Consider the following 18,716-nt stretch of genomic DNA (forward strand, 5'->3'; position numbering starts at 1 on the left):
CGTTACCGCTGGCGTCTTACGGCATATCGCACGTTATGTCGGCTTCCTGTGAGGTAACGACCATGAAAAAGCTTCTTCCGATCGCCGCTATACTTGCGTTGTCGACATCATATGGCCACGCGCAGTCGATGGCGGAAAAGAGCGGGGTGAATTCGGCGATGGGCGTAGCGCCGGCGACGGCGGATTTCGTCAAGGAAGTCGCGGTCAGCGACATGTTCGAAATACAGTCGAGCAAGCTGGCCCTGGCCCAGCATGATCGTGCGGCGCATTCATTCGCGACCCAGATGGTGGCCGATCACCAGAAGACCTCCAGCCAGCTGAAGTCTCTGGTGCATAGCGCCAACATCAACGCGGATGTGCCAACGGCCCTGGACAGTTCGCATCAGGACATGCTGGACAAGCTTCACAAGCTGCATGGCAAGGAATTTGCCGCGCAATACCGGCAGGACCAGATCGACGGTCATAACGACGCGGTCTCGCTGTTCAAGCGCTATGCCGATAGCGGCGACAATGCTGCCCTGAAGAGCTGGGCCGGGCAGACCCTGCCCAAGTTGCAGCAGCATCTCGCGGAAGCGCAGAAACTGCCGCAGTAACGAACCCGCGCGCCACCCCGATATGTCAGGGAAGGCGCGCGATCCGCTCGATCAGCAGGTCGAAGAAGCCTTCAGCATCGGCGTCACGGCAGTAGAACGCATTGGTGGGTCGCCCTGTGACCTGCCAGTAATCCACCACCGTCTCGCCCACGCATAAGGCGCTCTGCGTCTCCACCTCGATATTCACGTCGCGGCCCTGAAACAGTTCGGGTCTGAGCAGCCACGCGATCGTGCAGGGATCGTGCAGCGGCGCGCCGTCCGATTCATACTTCTTCAGGTCGAACCGTTCCGAGAAGCACAACATGCCTGTCACGCACGCGCCGGCGCGATTGCCGAGCGCTTTCAGCCGGGCCTGACGCGGCTTGGTCGTCAGGATCTGATGCGTGACGTCCAGCGGCAGGACGACCATCGGAATGCCCGCGCCGAAAACGATCTTTGCCGCTTCGGGATCGACATAGGCGTTGAACTCGGCATTGGGCGTGATGTTGCCACCTTCGAAACAGGCGCCGATCATCGAGACGATCCGCGCGATACGCGATGCGATATCCGGCGCCTTGCGCAGTGCCAGCGCCAGATTGGTCATCGGGCCGAGGGTGACGACCGTCAGTGCGCCGGGCGGCTCGGCGCGCAGCTTGGCGATCAGGAAGTCCACGGCATGCTGCGCCTCGGGCTGCTTGGCCGGGCGGGGCAGGTCGGCACCGTCCAGTCCCGTCTCGCCATGCACATGTTCGCCGCGCACGGGCGACCGCAGCAACGGCAGGTCGCAGCCCTGATAGAGCGGAATGTCCGCACGGCCCGCCAGCTCGAGGATCGCGGCGGCATTGCGCGTTGTATTGGCGATGCCCGTGTTGCCGCCCACCGTCGTGATCGCCTCGACCGTCAACTGCTCGGGGGAGGCCAGCGCCATGAGGATGGCGCAGGCGTCGTCCTGGCCCGGATCGGTGTCGATGATGATGCGCGTGGGGCTCATGGTCTCGCGGCCTTTCGGATCAGGCTTCCGTGTCGGGGGATGTCTCCGTGCCCTTGATCCAGACCTCGACCGGACCGCTGACCTTGATCGTCATCGGGCGGCCCTTGCGGTCCAGCGTCTTGCCAACGGCCATGCGCACCCAGCCTTCGCTGATGCAGTATTCCTCGACATTGTTGCGTTCCTCGCCCTTGAAGCGCACGCTGATGCCGCGTTCGAGCAGGGCTTCGTCATAATACGGGCTTCCGGGCGTGGCGCTGAGCCGGTCGGGAATGGTGTCGCTCATTGTCGGCGTCCTTGCTGTCGTTGCAGTGGTTTCGTCCCGCATAGCGTCTGATGGCGGATACGGGAAGAGATGGCGTCTTGACGGCGGCTTCCCGCTCCACGACCTTGGCGCTGATCCGGGAGAGAAAGCCGCATGACACGAACCGTCCGCCTGTTACGTCGCGCCAGACTGCTGGCGCTCATGCCGCTGGCTCTGGCGGCGCCGCAGTTCGCGCGTGCCGAGGCTGTGCAGGCGGACGCACAGCATACGTTCATGCGCTATCCGGCGTTGCATGGCGATACCATCGTCTTCGTGGCGCATGGTAATCTGTGGCGCGTGTCGCGCAACGGCGGCGCGGCACAGCGGCTGACGAGTGAGGCGGGCGACGATATCGCCCCGCGCTATTCGCCGGACGGTAAATGGATCGCGTTCACGGCGTCCTATCAGGGCAACGACGATGTCTACGTCATCCCGGCGGAAGGTGGCCCGGCGCGGCGGCTGACCTTCCATTCCGACATCACCGCCCACGCGCCGACGCGCTGGGGACCGGACAATCTGGTCGTGACCTGGACGCCGGATTCCAGGGCCATCGTCTATCTGTCGCGCCAGCGCGCGTGGAATTCGTGGATCACGCAGCCTTACAGCGTGCCGCTGACCGGCGGGCTTTCGACGCCGCTGCCGCTGGACCGTGCGGGTTTCATGACGTTCGGTCCGGATGGGCATACGGTGGCCCTGACGCGCATCTTCCGCGATTTCCGCACATGGAAGCGCTATAACGGTGGCCTGGCGCAGAACATCTACAGCTACGACCTGAACAGTCACGACCTGAAGCAGCTCACCGACTGGTCCGGCACCAGCACGCAGCCGATGTGGTTCGGCCGCAAGGTGTATTTCCTGTCCGATCATGACAGGAACCGCCGTGCGAATATCTGGGTGCTCGATCTCGACACGCACCAGACGCGGGAGGTGACGCATTTCACGGATTACGACGTCGACTTTCCTTCGCTGGGCGATAATGGGCTGACATTCCAGCAGGGCGGGTCGCTCTGGGTTCTGGACCTGCCTTCCGAGACGCTGAAACACGTGGACGCCACCGTGCCGGATGATGGCGTGCGCACCATGGCGCGACCTGTCGAAGCCTGGCGCACGATCCGTGCCACCGACTATGCGCATCGCCCGGATTTCGCCCTGTCGCCCAACGGCAAGCGGGCGGCGATGATCGCGCGCGGCGATCTGTTCACCCTGCCAAGCGAGCATGGTGCGGTACGCAACCTGACGCATAGCAGCGACGCCAACGACGACCATCCGGCATTTTCGCCGGACGGAAGCCAGATCGCCTACACGGCGGATACGGATGGCGAGCAGCAGATCTACCTGCGTCCCGCCGGTGGTGGCCCGCGCAAGGCGATCACGCATTTCACCGACGGTTATCGCTACGGCCCGGCCTTCTCGCCGGATGGGCATCGACTGGCCTTCACCGACAATCTGCATCGTCTGTGGGTGATGCCGATCGGGGGGGAGCCGGTCCAGGTCGCACAGGACCAGCAGCGCGAAATTCATGAGTTCGATTTCTCGCCGGACGGGAAATATCTCGTCTTCAGCATGATGCGGGCCAATCACCTGCCCGGCCTGTTCCTCTACGAAATCGCCACGTCACAGCTGGTGCCGCTTGGCGGGGCTGATGCGGATTCCCAGCCGCAGTTTTCGGCGGACGGTAAAAGCCTGTATTTCGTCTCCCAGCGGCTGGAACACCCGTTGCTCGACGAACACGAGTTCAACGCGTTCTCGGCGCAGAGCAGCACCATCTACGTGGCCCCGCTCACGACCACGGCGGCCTCCCCGCTGCCGGTCCAGTCCGATGAGTCAGGACCGGCTCCCAAGCCGCCCGCGCCGGAGCACAAGGGCGACATTCCGGCCAATGGCAAGGTTGCGGCCATCGATTCCTACGGCATCCTCGCGCGTGCCGTGCCGCTGGCCAATGTCGCGCCGGGCGTGGACACGCTCTATGTGCGCGGCAAGCACCTGCTCTACACGACGTCGCCATTGGAATCGCTGGACGACGCCAAGCCGGACGGCGGCAAGGCCGCGCTGCACAGCTACGATCTCGACAAGCGCAAGGATGAGACGCTGCTCGAGGATTTCGGGCATATCGCGTTCTCCGCCGATGGCGATTTCATGATGTTCGACCGGCACAACGACTGGTTCATCGCCGAGACGAAAGCCAAGGCGGAAACGCACAAGCTGCCCACCACACAGATGATCGCGACGATCGACCCGCCGCAGGAATGGGCGGAGATGTTCAACGAGGCATGGCGGCTGGAGCGGGATTTCTTCTTCAACCCGCAGATGAACGGCACGGACTGGGCGGGTATTCATGACAGCTATGCGAAGCTGCTGCCGCTGGTGGGCTCGGATTCCGATTTCGGCTATCTGCTCGGGTCGATCCAGGGCGAACTCGGTAATTCGCATACCTATGCGCAGGCGGCACGGGATGCGACCACGCCGGAACTCCGTTTCCCGACCTATCTGATCGGCGCGGATTTCAGCCTGGACTCCGCCTCCGGCCGCTATCGGCTGGCGCATGTGCTGCGTGGTGACAACACGCGGCCGGATTATCGCGCGCCGCTGGCGCAGCCGGGCATGAACGTGCAGGACGGCGATTACCTGCTGGCCGTGGACGGGGAGGAGCTGCGCGCCCCGACCGACCCCTACAGCCTGTTTGTGGGCAAGATGGGACCGGTCACGCTGACCATCTCCTCGCAACTGGCGGGCAAGCGGCGGGATATTCTGGTGGCGCCCGTCAAATCCGAGATGTCCCTGCGTGAGCAAGAATGGATCGATCATAACAAGGCGGTCGTGGATCGGCTGTCGCATGGCCAGATCGCCTATATCTATCTGTCGGATATGGAGGCGCTGGGGATGCAGCAGTTCATCCGCCAGTTCTATACGCAGCTCGATAAGCGCGCCGTCATCATCGACGACCGCTGGAACGGCGGTGGCAATATCGACGAGATCCTGCTCGAACGGCTGCGTCGCATGCTGGACGGTCTCAGCACCAACCGCGAGGGTTCGCCCTCGACCATGCCGGAGCAGTTGATCGTCGGGCCGAAGGTGACGCTCATCAACCATTATTCGGCGTCGAACGGCGACATGTTCCCGTTCTATTTCCGCGAATACAAGCTGGGCAAGCTGATCGGAACGCGCACATGGGGCGGCGTGCGCGGCATTCGTGGCATGCTGCCGTTGCTGGATGGCAGTTCCATCACCGTGCCGGAACACGCGCTTTACGATCTGAAGTCGCAATGGGTGATCGAGAATCACGGTGTGGACCCGGACATCGTCGTGGAAGATGAGCCCGCCGATCTCCTTGCCGGGCATGACAGGCAACTGGAAACGGCTGTCTCCACGCTGATGCAGCAGATCCAGGGCCAGCCGACGGCACTGCCGGCCCATCCGGCGTGGGTGCCGCCTTATCCCCCCGGCAACCCCGCCGACACGCATCACGACTGAGGGCGCCGCCGGTGGGATATTCCGTCGAAAACATGCGCGATGGATGTTGCACGCGCATGCCATGGCCGCCGGTCGCTCAGGAGGCGTGGTTCGACATCGCCGCCGAGGACGCGGCGAACCAGACGGACCGTCGGGACGAAAGAAAAGACCGTTCGGAAGGCAGATTATGGCGGGCCCGCGAGCGCATCACGACGGATTATCCCGATGCGCCCCCGGTAACCGCGACCGGTCAACGATCCTGCGATACCGGAGTGCGTGCAGGGGGATCAGGCTTTCCTGCGGGCATACCGTCTGGAAAATCCGGACAAACAATCCATCGAGGCGGCGTCGGCCCTGATCCGGCTGCATCAGATCCGTTCAGACAACAACAGGAATCCCGCATGATGCGATCCGTATGGCTGGCCCTTGGCATCACGATGTTCGGGCTTGCCGCCTGTGCGACGGAACCGGATGAGGACGCGGAGTCCTTCTACGCGCACGTCGCCGCCGGGCAGGTCATTTCGCTGAAGCATCAGGCCAGTTCGGCGCCCGGCACGACCTATCGCATGGCCTATCGCTCGACGGATGCGCATGTCGCCAACAAGCTTGTCGCCGTGTCCGCGACCGTGCTGGTGCCGTACGGCACGCCACCGGCCGGCGGCTGGCCGGTCATGGCCTGGGCGCATGGCACCAGCGGCATCGGCCTGACCTGCGCGCCGTCGATCATGGGCGTCGGCGGTCCGCAGGCCAGTTTCTATGGCGCCTGGCTGCGGCGTGGTTTCGCTGTGGTCGCCACGGATTATCCCGGACTGGGCGAACCCGGCACGCCGCTTTATCTCAACGCGCGCTCCGAAGGGATGGCGGTGCTGGACTCGGTTCGTGCCGCCCGTCGGGCTGTGCATGGCCTGAGCCGCGATGTCGTGTTGCAGGGTCACGATCAGGGTGCGCATGCCGTCATTTCGGCGGCGGGGCTTGCCGCATCCTACGCGCCGGACCTGCATGTGAAGGGCACGATCGCCGTCGGCGCGCCGAACTTGCAGGACGACGATACGTTCTTCGACGGGCAGCATGGCACGCGGCGCTTCTCGCCGAACGTGGTCTATGCGTTGATGCTGGGTGCGTCGCTGGGGCAGGCGAACCCGGCCTTCGATCCGTCGGATGCTTTCTCCACGCGCGCCCTGCCGCTCTATCGCAAGGCGGCCACCGAATGCCGTAGCGACCTGTTCGTCGATGTCGAACATGCGGGTCTGACGCCCGGCAACAGTTTCGAACCCAGCGCCCGTGTGGCGCTCGCACCGGCGCTCGACTGGGCGCGCTATCCGACGCTGACGCTGGCCCAGCCGCTCTTTCTGGGCATCGGCACGGGTGATACGCAAATCCCCATCGACACGCAGGAGGGGCTGGCGCGCAAGGCCTGCGCGGCAGGCACGCGTGTCACGCTGCACCACTACCGCGGCGCGGAACATACGCCTGCGCTCAACGACGCCCAGACGGACGCGCTGGCTTTCGCGCGTCAGGTCGTCGATGGTCAAACCCCCGCCGACACCTGTCGCTGACAACAAGGGAGCCAACCGCTCGTGCCGATGAAACGCGCTTTTCCCCTCGCTGCCCTGCTGGCCGTCACAGCTCTCGCCGGTTGCGCGCATAAACCCGTCGCACCGAAGCCGGTGGCGGCGACGCCAGCGCCGGCGCACCCCAATCCGGGTGAGATCGTCTCGCGTGCGCCGCTTGCCACGACATTGCCCGGCGTGGCGGAGCGCATCATCTACCGCATGACCGATGCGTTGCATCCCGATCGTGTCACGACCGTGTCCGGTGTGTTGCTGACGCCAGAGGGACCGCCACCGGAGGGCGGCTGGCCGGTCGTGAGCTGGGCGCATGGTACGACCGGGCTTTCCTATGTCTGCGCGCCATCGGTGACAGGCATCGATCACGGCCCTTACGCACCCTATCTCACCAACTGGCTGCGGCACGGCTTCGCGGTGGTCGCCACGGATTATCCCGGCATGGGCGGACCGGGGCCGGACCTGTATCTGAACGCGCGGGCCGAAGGGATGAGCGTGCTGGATGCGGCGCGGGCGGTGACGGCGGTGGATTCCCGCCTGAGCCAGAACGTCATCATCGCCGGGCATTCGCAGGGCGCCCATGCCGCGATCGCCGCCGCGGCACTGGCCCCGACCTACGCGCCGGACGTGCATGTCCGGGCGACGATCGCCGTTGGCACGCCCTATTTCAACGCGGCGACGACGCGGGCCTTGCTCGCCCCCGCGACAGGCGCCGCCGCGACACATTTCGCGCCGAAACTCGTCTATATGCTGCTGATGGGCGCGTCCCTGGGCGAGGCCGATCCGGGCTTCGATCCGGACAAGGTGTTCACGCCGCGCGCCATGGCTTTCTACAAGCAGGCGACGCAGCTCTGCATCGGCAATTTCTACGGTGCGGTGCAGAAATCAGGCCTGACACCGGGCAATGCCCTGCAAGCGAACGGCGCCGTGGCGCTGAAGCCGGTTCTGGACTGGTCGGCTTTTCCGGACCTTCACCTCACGGCGCCTCTCTTCCTGGCGACCGGGGGTGACGATACGCAGGTCGCGCCGGCCATGCAGCACATGCTGGTGCATGATGTCTGCGCAGCCGGCACATCGGTCGTCGCCAGGGATTATCGCGGCCAGAGCCACATGGGCAGCCTCTACGCCGCCATGGGGGAGACGACGGCTTTCGCGCAGAATGTGCTGCGAGGGCAGGCGCCTGCCACGACCTGCCCGGCGAAATAGGCGGGGCGCGTCAGGCCAGCGGCGGTGGCTGATAACGCCGGACGGGCGAGACAGCGTCGAATTTCTCGCGACTGGGCGTCGAGAGGAGTTCGACGATCGATCCCCACGGCGTGCGGCCATAGAGGAAGACATTGCCCGGCCCGGCTTCGAGGTTGGGCTGGTCGGCCGGACTGTTGAGTACGATACCGCCGGCCTTCTCGAAACGGGCGAGGGCGGCGGCCATGTCGTCCACATAAACGGCGAAATGCTGCAAACCGAAATCGCTGGGGCGCACCGGCGCCTGTTGATGCGGGCCATGCATCTCGAACAGTTCGATGCCGGGCCCGTGGCCCAGGCTCATCATCCGCATATGCACGACGCGTGTGCCCGGGGCGAGGTCGAGCGTCTTTTCCGCCTGCGGACCTTCCTGCGGCTGATCGTCGGCGGCGATGTTGTCATACAGGGCGACGGCCCCGAAAGCGTCCGTCAGGAATCGGGAAGCCACTTCGAGGTCCGGGACCGTAATGCCGATATGGTCGATGCCGCGTGGTCGATCGTTCGCCATGCTCTGTTGCCTTGTGCCGTTGGTGTCTGGAACACGCAACGGCATGCGACATATCTTGTTGCGGTCGGGGCAGATCACATGAACTGGATATGGCTCTTGAAGCCGAGCAGCGCCGCATCCCGCAGATTGCGCTGCGCGTTGGGCCGGAAATAATACTCCAGCAGCGGCGTGAAGATGACGCCGCGCATGACATGGATGGCGTAGTTGGCTTCCATCACCATGGCGTGGCGCTGCACGCCGGTTGCGTGGTTCGGCAGCGTGCGGCCGAGGTCCAGCAGGTCCTGATCGGTCATCGTCACGCCGCGGGCGATCTTGGTGTAGGTGAATGACAGGCCCATGGTGTCGAACGGGCGCGAAGCGAAATAGCCGCGATTGATTAGCGCGCCATAGGCCACGTATTCGCGCAGGGAGGTGTGCGGATCGTTGTAGATCACGCCCCAGAGCGCGGTCAGGCCTGAATCCTTGTCCTTGTAGTGCAGCAGGCGTTGGTCGAACATCGCCCACGTGGACCAGGAGGCGCTGTGCTGCTTCTGCTTCAGGCGCGTCAATGCATAGGAGCCGCCGTAGAGATCGAAGAAATTGTCGTTCTGCGGTGTGCTGAAGACCTGGGCGCCGAGCTTGTAGTGGCCCGGCAGCGTGCCATGCGCGAAGGATGGCTCCCAGCCGGATTCGATGGGCGCCGCATAGCCAATGATGTTCGCGCCGTTGAACTTGAAGCCGGTGCGGTGTTGATAGACCTGATAGATGCCGTTCTCGATGGGGTAGACGCCGGTCTGCACGTAAACGCTGCGTGTTGGGCGGCCGCGGACACGGAAGCCCCAGGTAGCCGCCGGATATCCGGCATCGTAGTTCGTGTCGGTGATGCCTTTCGGGCGTCCGCAGAAGCTGCCGTTCTGGAAGTTGCAGAAGAGCGGGCTGGCGGCGAAGTCCGAGATTTCCGACATACGGCCCGCCGCGATCGCCAGGCGGCCGCCGAAGAGCGTCTCTTCGCCGTAGGCATAGACGAGATGGACCACCACGTTGCCGCCGCCGCCGTAATCCTCCGAGGCGTGGTTGAGCCAGTCGCCGAACATGCGGTTCGCCGTCGTGCCGTAACGGCCGACCGTAATCATATGGGTGGCGAATCCTTTCAGGCCCGCCAGCTTTTCCCAGTTCACATCGAGCTGCATGGCATACTGGCCCGCGTTGCTCGCGCCCTGTTTATAATTGTTGAAGCCCGGCGTCCTGCCGCGTGTCGGCGGCGTGATGGCGCCGGCGAACTCGTTGGTGTTGTCCAGCAGGTAGTTCAGCCCATGCGCACGCAGCCAGCGCGATACCGGATTGGGAAAAAGCGCTTCCGGATGTGAGAAAGGCGGCACCGATGTCTGGAAGGTATCGTTGTTCGGCAACGGCAGATCGACGCGCTGGCTCGGTGCGGAGCCGATATTGTTATCGGCGACCTGCGCATGCGCTTGGGGGGTGATGATACCGCTGAACAGGATAGTCAGAAAAAGCGCGCATGACAGGGCACGCGCAGAAAAGCGCAACAGAATGGACATAAGGGCTCAAGGCTGGAGAGACGAGGAGAGCCCTCATAGCATCCACGAAAGTGGCCGTCTTGCTGCGGTGGGACGCGATCGGGTCATTACGGCTCGAGATCAACCATATGTGACCCGATTTGTATCATTCTTTGTCAATGTCGCGTTTCGGCAACAGGGCCGGAATGAAGATCAGCGTCGAGAGCAGGGTGCAGCCCAGCGACATCAGGAGCAGGCGTCCCATGCTGGCGGTGCCGGGATGTTGGGATGCCGCGAGCGAACCGAACGCCGTGCCGGTCGTCAGCGCCGAGAATAGAACGGCGCGCGCGGTGGGCGATGTCAGCGGTCCGCGCACGCCGGCGCGCCAGTTCATGACGAAGTAGATGTTGAACGAGACGCCCACGCCCAGCAGCAGCGGCAGGGCGATGATGTTGGCAAAGTTGAGCGTCTCCGGCACGGTGACGATCAGGATGACCGTCAGCAGTGCCGAGAGCACGAGCGGCGCCATCACCAGCGCCATGTCCAGCAGGCGGCGCAGCGCGACGAGGAGGATGATCGCGATCATGATCAACGCCGAAATGGCCGCGACCACGAAAGCATGCACCAGCGTGCGCGCGCTTTCATAGATTTCGAGCGCCGGGCCGCCGATGTTGGGGTCGACGCTGCGCGTCTCCATCAGGAAGCGACGCAGGACTTTGTTGTCCGACAGGCGCCCCTTTGGATGGATGCTCAGCTTCGCCCGCCCGTCCGGCAGGAGATATTCGTCGGCGATGTCGTGCGGGATGCTTTGATAGGTGACCGGCGTGGGTTGCAGAACGTCGCGCAGTTCCGCGAGCTGATCCGGCAGGAAGCGCGTGAGCGCCGTATTGGCGGCCAGCAATGTCGCGTCCGGGGCCTGGCTCAGGCGCTGGAGCGATTGCTGGATGTCGCGCAGCGGATCGTTCGGTCCAAGCCTGCCGTCGACGGCGCCAAGCTGGTCGGCGGCCTTTCTGGCGGCGTCGCGCAGGGCGTTCGCATCGGGCGCCGGGGCGACCTGTTCCGGCACGATGGTCGGCAGGAGGATCGAGGCCGTATCCTGGATCATCGCCAGCTTGGCCTGCTGATCCTGCGGAATATAATCGCCGAGCCACATCACCATGCTGACGCTCGGCAGCTTGTCGAACTGTTCCGCCTCGCGCGCGGCGACGTCGAGGTTGGGGACGAGCAGATCGGCCGTATAGGGCGACGATCGCGGGTCCTGCTCCAGGAAGTGCAGGGCGCGCATGCCCTCCGAATGCGGGTTCTTCGTATGCAGCGGGTCGGCGTCGAAATGCAGCGTCGGCACGAGCGCCGCGCCCGTGAGGCCCAGGATGGTGAAGACGGCGAGCACCGGCTTGCGGTGTTCACGCAGGAAATGATCGACCGGGGCGGCCCGTGCGAATCCGGGCGCGCGCGCGCCGAGATCGGCACGGAAGACATGCAGCAGCGCGGGCAGGAAGGTCAGTGTGCCGATGAAGGCGATCAACATGCCGAAGCCCGCGATCAGCCCCAGCTGCGCCACGCCGACGAAGCTGGTCGGCACGAAGGCGAGGAAGCCGACCGCCGTGGCCAGCGCGGCCACGAGAATCTGGTGGCCCGTTTCGGCACCGGTAAGTGCGAGCGCGTCCGGTAGCGGCATCGGCCGGCCACCGGGCAGTCGCTGGCCGCGCAGGCGCACGCAGAACTGGATGGCGAAATCCACGGCGATGCCGACGAACAGGATGGCGAATGCCACCGAGATCAGGTTCAGCGTACCCACGGCCAGCGCGGCGAAGCCCGTCGTCAGCAGCAGGCCGGTCACCAGCGTGATGAGGATCGGCACGATGACGCGTGGCGAATGCACGGCCAGGATCAGCCAGAGCGCCACCAGCACGAGCGAGGTGATGAGGCCGAGGGTCATGCCCTGGGCGACGGTCGCGAACTCCTCGTCCGACAGCTGGACCTCGCCGGTGATCATCACATGGGCATTGCCGCTTTTGACGAACGGCAGCTGGGCGATGGCGCGGCGCATGGCATTCGTCGCCGCGCCGCCGGGCTGGAAGGACTTGAAATCGAGGATCGGCTTGGCGATGACGAACTCATATCCCACGCTGAGCTTCGTCAGCGGGCCGGCCAGCAGGTTCTGCCATGAAAGGTCTTGCGGATGGCCGTTGGCCGCCGCCTTCAGCGACTCTGCGAAGCCGCGCAGTTCCGGCGCGAAACTGTCCGGCACGCCGTTGCCAGACTGGATGCCCTCGCCGATCAGGCCCAGCGCGCCGAACAGGCTGCGCGCGGAGGGATCGGCCGCCAGCGTGCCAAGGAACGGCTGCGCTGCCGTGATGCTGTCCAGCAGGTCGCCCAGCGCGGGCTTGTCCAGATACATCAGGCCGTGATTGTTGAGGAACGGCTTGTCGTCCGGAAGATTGACGATGGTGAAGTGGCGCCGATCGGCCGAGAGAGCCTGCGCGAGTTGCCGAGCGGTGGCGCGCCCCTGTTCCGGAATGTCGGAATGGATGACGGCGACCAGCGTGTCGTCGTTCTGCGGGAAAAGGCGCGACAACTCGGTGTTGCGTTTCTTCCATGGCAGGTCGGCCGAGAACATCTTGCCCGTGTCGGTCGTCACGCCGAGGCGCGCCATGCTGACGAGTACGCTGGCCACACCGAGCAAAGCGAAAATCGCGATAATGAGCCAGGCGCGCCGGGCGCAGAAAGTAACGATACGGCCGATCAGGGAGGAAAGCATGATGGGGTACGCAAAACCTTGTCATGGAAACGGCGCGTACGGCCGCGATCTGCGCACGGTGTAGAACATCGGCCTGAAATAGGGAAACGCCGTCTTGGCCAGGGCCGCGCGGCGTCACCTGTTTGTTACGATGCGATATCGACCTGGCGGATGAAAGCCAGGGCTTCCACGCAGGCGGCTGCCGCCTCGCGTCCCTTGTTTTCCGCGTCGTCGCGCGAGCGGGCTATGGCCTGCTGGTCGGTATAGGTCGTCAATATGCCAAAGGAGATCGGCACGCCCGTTTCGAGCTGCGCCTGCATGATGCCCACCGTGGCGCCCAGGCTGATGAACTCGAAATGCGCCGTGTCGCCCTTGATGACGCAGCCGAGGCAGATCACGCCTTCGTAGCGCCGGGTGCGCGCCAGGGTCTTGGCCATCAGCGGCAGTTCGAATGCACCGGGCGCATCGAAGACGTCCGCGTCCTCGATGCCGCGCTCGGCGAGCCAGGCCAGCGCGCCATCGCGCAGGCCATGCGTGACGTTCGTGTTGAAGCGGCTGACGAGGATCGCCAGCTTCGGCGCGGGGTTGAGGCGCAGGTCCGGGGCCGTGGGAATGGTCTTGCTCATGTGGTCTCTCTGTCTTTCATCGATCCGGCGTTCATGAATCCGGTCAGGGCTTCGGGCCAGGCATCGCTCAGCTGATGCCCCATGCGCGTGCGCTTGGCATGCAGATAGTCGCGGTTGAAGGGGTTGGCGCCAGCCTCCAGACGTTCCTGCCGCGCGATGCGCAGCCCTGCCGCCGTCAGTCCTGTCGTCTTGTTCGGGTTGTTCGTCAGCAGCGTCAGCGTGGTGACGCCCAGATGCTGCAGGATCGCGGCGGCAGCCGACCAGTCCCGCGCGTCGCCGGGCAGGCCCAGCTCCAGATTGGCATCCAGCGTATCGTAGCCGCGATCCTGAAGCGTGTAGGCGCGGATCTTGTTGCCAAGACCGATGCCTCGTCCTTCATGGCCGCGGAGATAGACCAGCACGCCGGATTCGGCCTCGGCAATGCGGCTCAACGCCTCACGCAATTGTGCACCGCAATCGCAACGCAACGAACCGAGCGCGTCGCCGGTCACGCATTCGGAATGCAGACGCACCAGAGGTTGTCCGCGCGCCGGATCGCCTTTCACAAGCGCCACGTGCTCGATGCCGTCCGGGGCGCGGAAGGCATGGATGCGCAGGTCGTCGCCGCCGTACAGGCTGGGCAGCGCGGCTTCGGCGATGAATTCGATGGCGGGGGCCGGTGCTTCGGTGGCGACGGGCTTCGCGACGGCTTCCCGCCCGTTCGCGCGGACCCATGCGGCGAGTTCGGCGATGGTGATGACCGGCATGTCGTGCCGTTCGGCGAATCGGCGCAGTTCCGGAAGACGGGCCATGGTGCCGTCCGGGCTCATCACCTCGCAGATCACCGCCGCGGGCGTCAGCCCTGCCAGCCGCGCGAGATCGATCGCGCCTTCCGTGTGGCCGTCGCGCGCGACGATGCCGCCGGGATGGGCGCGCAGGGGGAAGATATGGCCCGGCGTGCTGATTGCCGCCGGATCGGCCTGCGGATCGGCGGCGACCTGAATGGTGCGTGCACGATCGGCGGCGGAAATGCCGGTGGTGATGCCTGTCGTGGCCTCGATCGACACGGTGAAGGCCGTGCCGCGCGGATCGTGCCCGCGTCGCGGTTGCATCGGCAGGTCGAGACGGTCGATCTGCCCGGCTTCCAGCGGCAGGCAGATCAGGCCGCGCGCATGGGTCGCCATGAAGTTGATGGCATCGGCCGTGGCGAATTGCGCGGCCATGACCAGATCGCCTTCGTTCTCGCGATCTTCATCGTCGACCATCATCACCATGCGGCCATCGCGCATGGCCGAGATGGCGGCGGCGAGTTGCGGCGTCATGATGTTCTCCCCGCGGCCAGAAGGCTTTCGACATATTTGGCCAGCACGTCCACCTCCACGTTGATCGGATCTCCGGCCCGCAGGCCGCTGAGGCTGGTATGTGTCCAGGTATGCGGAATGATCATCAGCTCGATCGCGGCGTTCTCGCCGTCCACCGGCCCCAGCGCATTGACCGTCAGGCTGATGCCGTCCAGCGCGATCGAGCCTTTCTCCACGACGTAACGCCGCAGTGCGTGGGGGATCGTGACCGTCAGATGATGGGATTCCCCCACGGGCGCCACCGAGGCCAGACGCCCGATGCCATCGACATGACCCTGAACGATATGGCCGGAGAGCCGCGTGGCCGGCGTGCTGGCGCGTTCGAGGTTCACGCGCGCGCCTTCCGCCAGGCGATGCAGCGCCGTGCGGTCCAGCGTCTCGGCGCTGAGATGGAAGTCCGCATCGCCATCGGGCGTGAATTCGGCAACCGTCAGGCAGACGCCGTTGACGGCGATGCTTTCGCCGAGATCCAGATCGCGCAGGCCGGTCGCCACCGTGAGTCGCATGTCCTGCGCCGTGCGCATGGCGGTGCGGACGGTGCCGATCCGTTCGATAATGCCGGAGAACATCAGGAAGCTCCTTCGAAATAACGCGGTGTCTCGTGTTCGAGACCGGTCAGGAAGCGGAGGGGGGATACGCCGCGAGCGCGGATATCGTGCGTGTCCGGCTGCGCGGCATGTTGCTGGATTGTCAGCCAGTCGTCCCAGAGACCAAGTCGATCGATTTCGCGCAGCAGCCCGGGTCCGGCCTCGACCATCGCCCAGTTGACGCCATGCGCGGCCAGCCGTGCCGGGACGCCGGCGATGTCATCCGTGACCTGCACGTTGAAACCGGCCTGTGTCATCGCTTTCCTGTAATCCGGCGGGGTGCGGCCATGGCGGTCGCAGATGACGAGCAGGCGCGGCGCGCGCGGTTCATGGTCGGCGACATGGCGGACATTGAAGCGCGGTCGGTCGGCCAGGACGGTGCCGATGCCGGTGACGATGGCATCCGTCGCGCGGCGCAGACGATGCGCCAGAACCAGCGAATCATGGTCTGTGAACGTCGTGCGACCGGCGGGCGGAATCATGCCGCCGTTGACATCCAGCGCCTGTTTGACGGTAAGCCAGCTTCGGCCGGTGACGACGCGCCTGGCGAAAGGGGCGATCAGCGCCTCGCAGTCGCGGCGATACGCACCAAGCGCCGGATAATCGGCAAGCCGGTAGACGTTCCTGCCACCCGGCTGCTGCCGGAGGCGGGCGATGCCGCCGGCGGCGATGGCATGTGGATCCTCCACCCCGAGCCAGATATCCTCGACGGGGCTCTCGCGGAGGGCTTCCGCGCAGGGCGGCGTGCGGCCTATATGATTGCAGGGTTCCAGCGTGACGAGGGCGGTGTGCGCCTGCGCCAGAAGGCCCTTCTCGCGCGCTTCCTGCAAGGCGCGTGCCTCCGCATGCGGGGTGCCGGCACGATGATGCGCGGCCACGACGAGAATCCGGCCTTCGCGGTCCAGCAGGGCGCATCCGACGGGTGGATTGGGGGCGGTCGCGCCGATATAGGCGCTGGCGGCATCGATGGCGGCGCGATAGCCGCGCCCCACGCGTGCCAAAGGCAGGCGCGGCGGCTGAACGTCAGGCGGTCCGATCGTGCTGGCTTGCTGCACGCGCTCTTGCTCCATCCCTGTTGGACGGACTCAGGGCGTCAGGGCGCACTGCCGGCACGACGCAACGCGCCGTTTCGACGGGGCCGCGTTCTCTTTCATCCGGACTATGACCGTCGGCTCCGGAGTTCGACCGGATCTGCTGACCCTCCGGCATTGTGCCGAAGGCGCTCGCGGGCTCGCGCTTGTCGCGCCTACCGCCGGTGGGGAGTTCCACCCCGCCCTGAGAACGTCTCAAAATTAACTAAAAATCATATGGGCGCGGCGGATCGCTTTGGCAAGAGTGTTCATGGAATGCAAAAAGCCGGGCCTCGCTCCCGCGAAGTCCGGCTTCCTGCGTCAGTCAGGCGCACCCGTTTTCGGATGCGCCGTGTTTTCAGTGTGTCGCAGCACTTGGCTGGGCGTTGTGCCAGGCCTGCTGCGTGCCGTTCGCGCCGTTGGAGACGTCATGACCGATGGAACTGACATCCTGTCCTGCACCACGCATCGTGTTGCATGCCGAAAGACCGGCGGCACAACCCGTCATCAGCGCCAGCGTCAGAAAGAAACGAGCGAGCGGACGGGTCTTTGTGCGGGTAATCATTAAAATGCTCCTATGAACGATTGTTCATGTGCAGATACGCCAGAGCGGCCCGGAAGTTCTTCTTGCGCATCGAAAATCCGGCCTGTCGCATGACCGTCTCGCCGAATCGTGATGCATGAATGAACAGATGACAACGTGGCGCGTCCTAATGCCTGTCCACAACAAAAGGATTCCATCGCCTGTGTCGCCACACGCTTCCACCGACCGGGAAAAGCCGGTCATCGTCTGGTTTCGCGATGATCTGCGGCTGGCCGATCATCCGGCACTCCACGATGCCATCGATTCCGGTCGTCCCGTTATCGCGGTTTATGTTCTCGATGAGGAAACGGGTGGCGTGCGCCCGTTGGGTGGCGCGGCCCGCTGGTGGCTGCATGGTGCGCTGGCCGCATTGCGCGCGCAGTTGAATGACATGGGCGGGACGCTCCTGACGTTTGCCGGCCCGGCGCCGGAGACCCTGGATCGGCTTGCGGACATCAGCGGCGCCGGCGCGCTGTATTGCCACTACCGCTACCAGAAGGAAGCGCGGGATCAGGATTCAGCGGTGTTCGACCGTCTCGCCGGGCGCAGGGTCGAGATCGTCCAGCGCCACGGGACATTGCTGCGCGCACCGGACGCTGTGAGGACGAAGACGGGCACGCCCTATCGCGTGTTCGGCGCCTACTGGAAAGCGGCCGTCAAGCTGGGGCCGCCACCCAGGCCGCTGGCCGCGCCGGGCCGGATAAGGTTCTGGTCGTCACCGACGCACTGGCCGAAAACCATGCGGCCGCTGGACGAGGATGCCCTGTTGCCGCGCAAGCCGAACTGGGCGGGCGGTCTGGAAGCCGACTGGACACCGGGCGAGGCGGCGGGTCGGGAAATCCTTCGCGATTTCGTGACGCACGCTCTGGCACACTACGATACAGGGCGAAACGAGATGGCGGCGGAAGGCAGTTCGCGCCTGTCTCCCTATCTGCGCTTCGGCCATGTATCCCCACGGCAGGTCTGGGACGCGGTATCACACATCAAGGGCACGGATGCCGAGGTGTTTCGTGGTGAGATCGGCTGGCGGGAATTCGCCTGGAACACGCTCTACCATGCGCCCGACCTGCCGCATCGTAACCTCAAGCCGCGTTTCGATATAATGCGGTGGCGTCGCGACGAGGGGGACGTGCGGGCCTGGCAACAGGGCCGGACCGGCATACCGATCGTGGATGCGGGCATGCGGCAACTCTGGGAGACCGGATGGATGCATAACCGTGCGCGGATGATTACGGCCTCCCTGCTGGTCAAGCATCTGCTGATCGACTGGCGTGTGGGGGAAGCGTGGTTCTGGGATACGCTGGTGGATGCCGATCCGGCGAACAATGCCGTCAACTGGCAATGGGTTGCCGGCACCGGCATCGAGGCGACCCCGTTCTTTCGCGTCTTCAGTCCCTTGCGGCAGTGCGAACGGTTCGATCCGGATGGCGACTATATGCGCCGCTGGGTGCCGGAACTGGCAAAGCTGACGGGCAAGGAAATTCCCGCGCCATGGACGCTGTCGCAGCAGTCCCTGCGGCAGGCTGGCGTCACGCTCGGCAAGACATATCCGGAACCGATCGTCGATCTCGATGGCGGTCGGCAACGGGCGCTGGACGCGTTGAAGGCGACCGCGCGAACACGAGAAGACGAGGCCGCGTAGGAT

The 18,716-nt window shown here is 64.9% G+C and carries 15 protein-coding genes and 1 riboswitch; of the genes, 5 read left to right on the forward strand and 10 right to left on the reverse strand.

Features of this window, described 5'->3' with window-relative positions; translation table 11 throughout:
• Window positions 1–62: 62 nt before the first annotated feature.
• Entirely contained in the window at window positions 63–593 is a 531-nt protein-coding gene (locus A0U93_RS10650) for a DUF4142 domain-containing protein (RefSeq protein WP_077807325.1), read from the forward strand.
• Between the two features lie 25 nt (window positions 594–618).
• Here the strand turns inward: A0U93_RS10650 and A0U93_RS10655 are convergent, their stop codons facing one another.
• A complete protein-coding gene (locus A0U93_RS10655; protein WP_077807326.1) occupies window positions 619–1,563 on the reverse strand; it encodes a nucleoside hydrolase in 945 nt (314 codons plus the stop codon).
• A 19-nt stretch (window positions 1,564–1,582) separates the two neighbouring features.
• The gene (locus A0U93_RS10660) at window positions 1,583–1,846 is read right to left on the reverse strand and encodes a DUF3297 family protein (protein WP_077807327.1); all 264 of its coding nucleotides are present in this window, start codon (window positions 1,844–1,846) and stop codon (window positions 1,583–1,585) included.
• Between the two features lie 132 nt (window positions 1,847–1,978).
• Between A0U93_RS10660 and A0U93_RS10665 the strand changes: the two genes are divergently transcribed.
• The 3 genes from A0U93_RS10665 (at window position 1,979) to A0U93_RS10675 (ending at window position 8,085) form a co-directional block, all read left to right on the forward strand.
• Window positions 1,979–5,335, forward strand: a complete 3,357-nt coding sequence (locus A0U93_RS10665; protein ID WP_077807328.1) for a S41 family peptidase — start codon at window positions 1,979–1,981, stop codon at window positions 5,333–5,335.
• Between the two features lie 380 nt (window positions 5,336–5,715).
• Window positions 5,716–6,870 carry a lipase family protein gene (locus A0U93_RS10670; protein WP_147150827.1) on the forward strand — a complete coding sequence of 385 codons (1,155 nt, stop codon included), beginning with the start codon at window positions 5,716–5,718 and terminating at the stop codon, window positions 6,868–6,870.
• A 27-nt stretch (window positions 6,871–6,897) separates the two neighbouring features.
• A complete protein-coding gene (locus tag A0U93_RS10675; RefSeq protein WP_077807329.1) occupies window positions 6,898–8,085 on the forward strand; it encodes an alpha/beta hydrolase family protein in 1,188 nt (395 codons plus the stop codon).
• A 10-nt stretch (window positions 8,086–8,095) separates the two neighbouring features.
• Here A0U93_RS10675 and A0U93_RS10680 read toward each other — a convergent pair whose 3' ends face one another.
• The 8 genes from A0U93_RS10680 to A0U93_RS10715 form a co-directional block, all read right to left on the reverse strand.
• Window positions 8,096–8,629 carry a VOC family protein gene (locus A0U93_RS10680; protein WP_077807330.1) on the reverse strand — a complete coding sequence of 178 codons (534 nt, stop codon included), beginning with the start codon at window positions 8,627–8,629 and terminating at the stop codon, window positions 8,096–8,098.
• Window positions 8,630–8,703: 74 nt separating this feature from the next.
• On the reverse strand, window positions 8,704–10,167 hold the full coding sequence (locus A0U93_RS10685) for a carbohydrate porin (RefSeq protein WP_077807331.1): 1,464 nt from the start codon (window positions 10,165–10,167) through the stop codon (window positions 8,704–8,706).
• Between the two features lie 124 nt (window positions 10,168–10,291).
• Window positions 10,292–12,886, reverse strand: a complete 2,595-nt coding sequence (locus A0U93_RS10690; RefSeq protein ID WP_077807332.1) for an MMPL family transporter — start codon at window positions 12,884–12,886, stop codon at window positions 10,292–10,294.
• 125 nt (window positions 12,887–13,011) lie between these two features.
• Window positions 13,012–13,491 carry a 6,7-dimethyl-8-ribityllumazine synthase gene (gene ribH, locus A0U93_RS10695; protein WP_077807333.1) on the reverse strand — a complete coding sequence of 160 codons (480 nt, stop codon included), beginning with the start codon at window positions 13,489–13,491 and terminating at the stop codon, window positions 13,012–13,014.
• Entirely contained in the window at window positions 13,488–14,792 is a 1,305-nt protein-coding gene (gene ribB / locus A0U93_RS10700; protein WP_077807334.1) for a 3,4-dihydroxy-2-butanone-4-phosphate synthase, read from the reverse strand. Before ribB ends, ribH begins: the two co-directional genes overlap by 4 nt.
• Window positions 14,789–15,400 carry a riboflavin synthase gene (locus tag A0U93_RS10705; protein WP_077807335.1) on the reverse strand — a complete coding sequence of 204 codons (612 nt, stop codon included), beginning with the start codon at window positions 15,398–15,400 and terminating at the stop codon, window positions 14,789–14,791. Before A0U93_RS10705 ends, ribB begins: the two co-directional genes overlap by 4 nt.
• A complete protein-coding gene (gene ribD / locus A0U93_RS10710; protein WP_408887680.1) occupies window positions 15,400–16,425 on the reverse strand; it encodes a bifunctional diaminohydroxyphosphoribosylaminopyrimidine deaminase/5-amino-6-(5-phosphoribosylamino)uracil reductase RibD in 1,026 nt (341 codons plus the stop codon). Before ribD ends, A0U93_RS10705 begins: the two co-directional genes overlap by 1 nt.
• A 131-nt stretch (window positions 16,426–16,556) precedes the next feature.
• A riboswitch (FMN riboswitch) is annotated at window positions 16,557–16,705 on the reverse strand.
• A gap of 141 nt (window positions 16,706–16,846) precedes the next feature.
• On the reverse strand, window positions 16,847–17,053 hold the full coding sequence (locus A0U93_RS10715; RefSeq protein ID WP_077807337.1) for an entericidin A/B family lipoprotein: 207 nt from the start codon (window positions 17,051–17,053) through the stop codon (window positions 16,847–16,849).
• A 181-nt stretch (window positions 17,054–17,234) separates the two neighbouring features.
• On the opposite strand from A0U93_RS10715, the gene A0U93_RS10720 reads away from it, so the two are divergent.
• Window positions 17,235–18,713 (forward strand): cryptochrome/photolyase family protein, encoded by a 1,479-nt coding sequence (locus tag A0U93_RS10720; RefSeq protein WP_245824826.1) that lies wholly within the window; start codon window positions 17,235–17,237, stop codon window positions 18,711–18,713.
• The last annotated feature ends 3 nt before the right edge of the window (window positions 18,714–18,716 follow it).

This window comes from Neoasaia chiangmaiensis (assembly GCF_002005465.1).
GTDB lineage: Bacteria > Pseudomonadota > Alphaproteobacteria > Acetobacterales > Acetobacteraceae > Neoasaia > Neoasaia chiangmaiensis.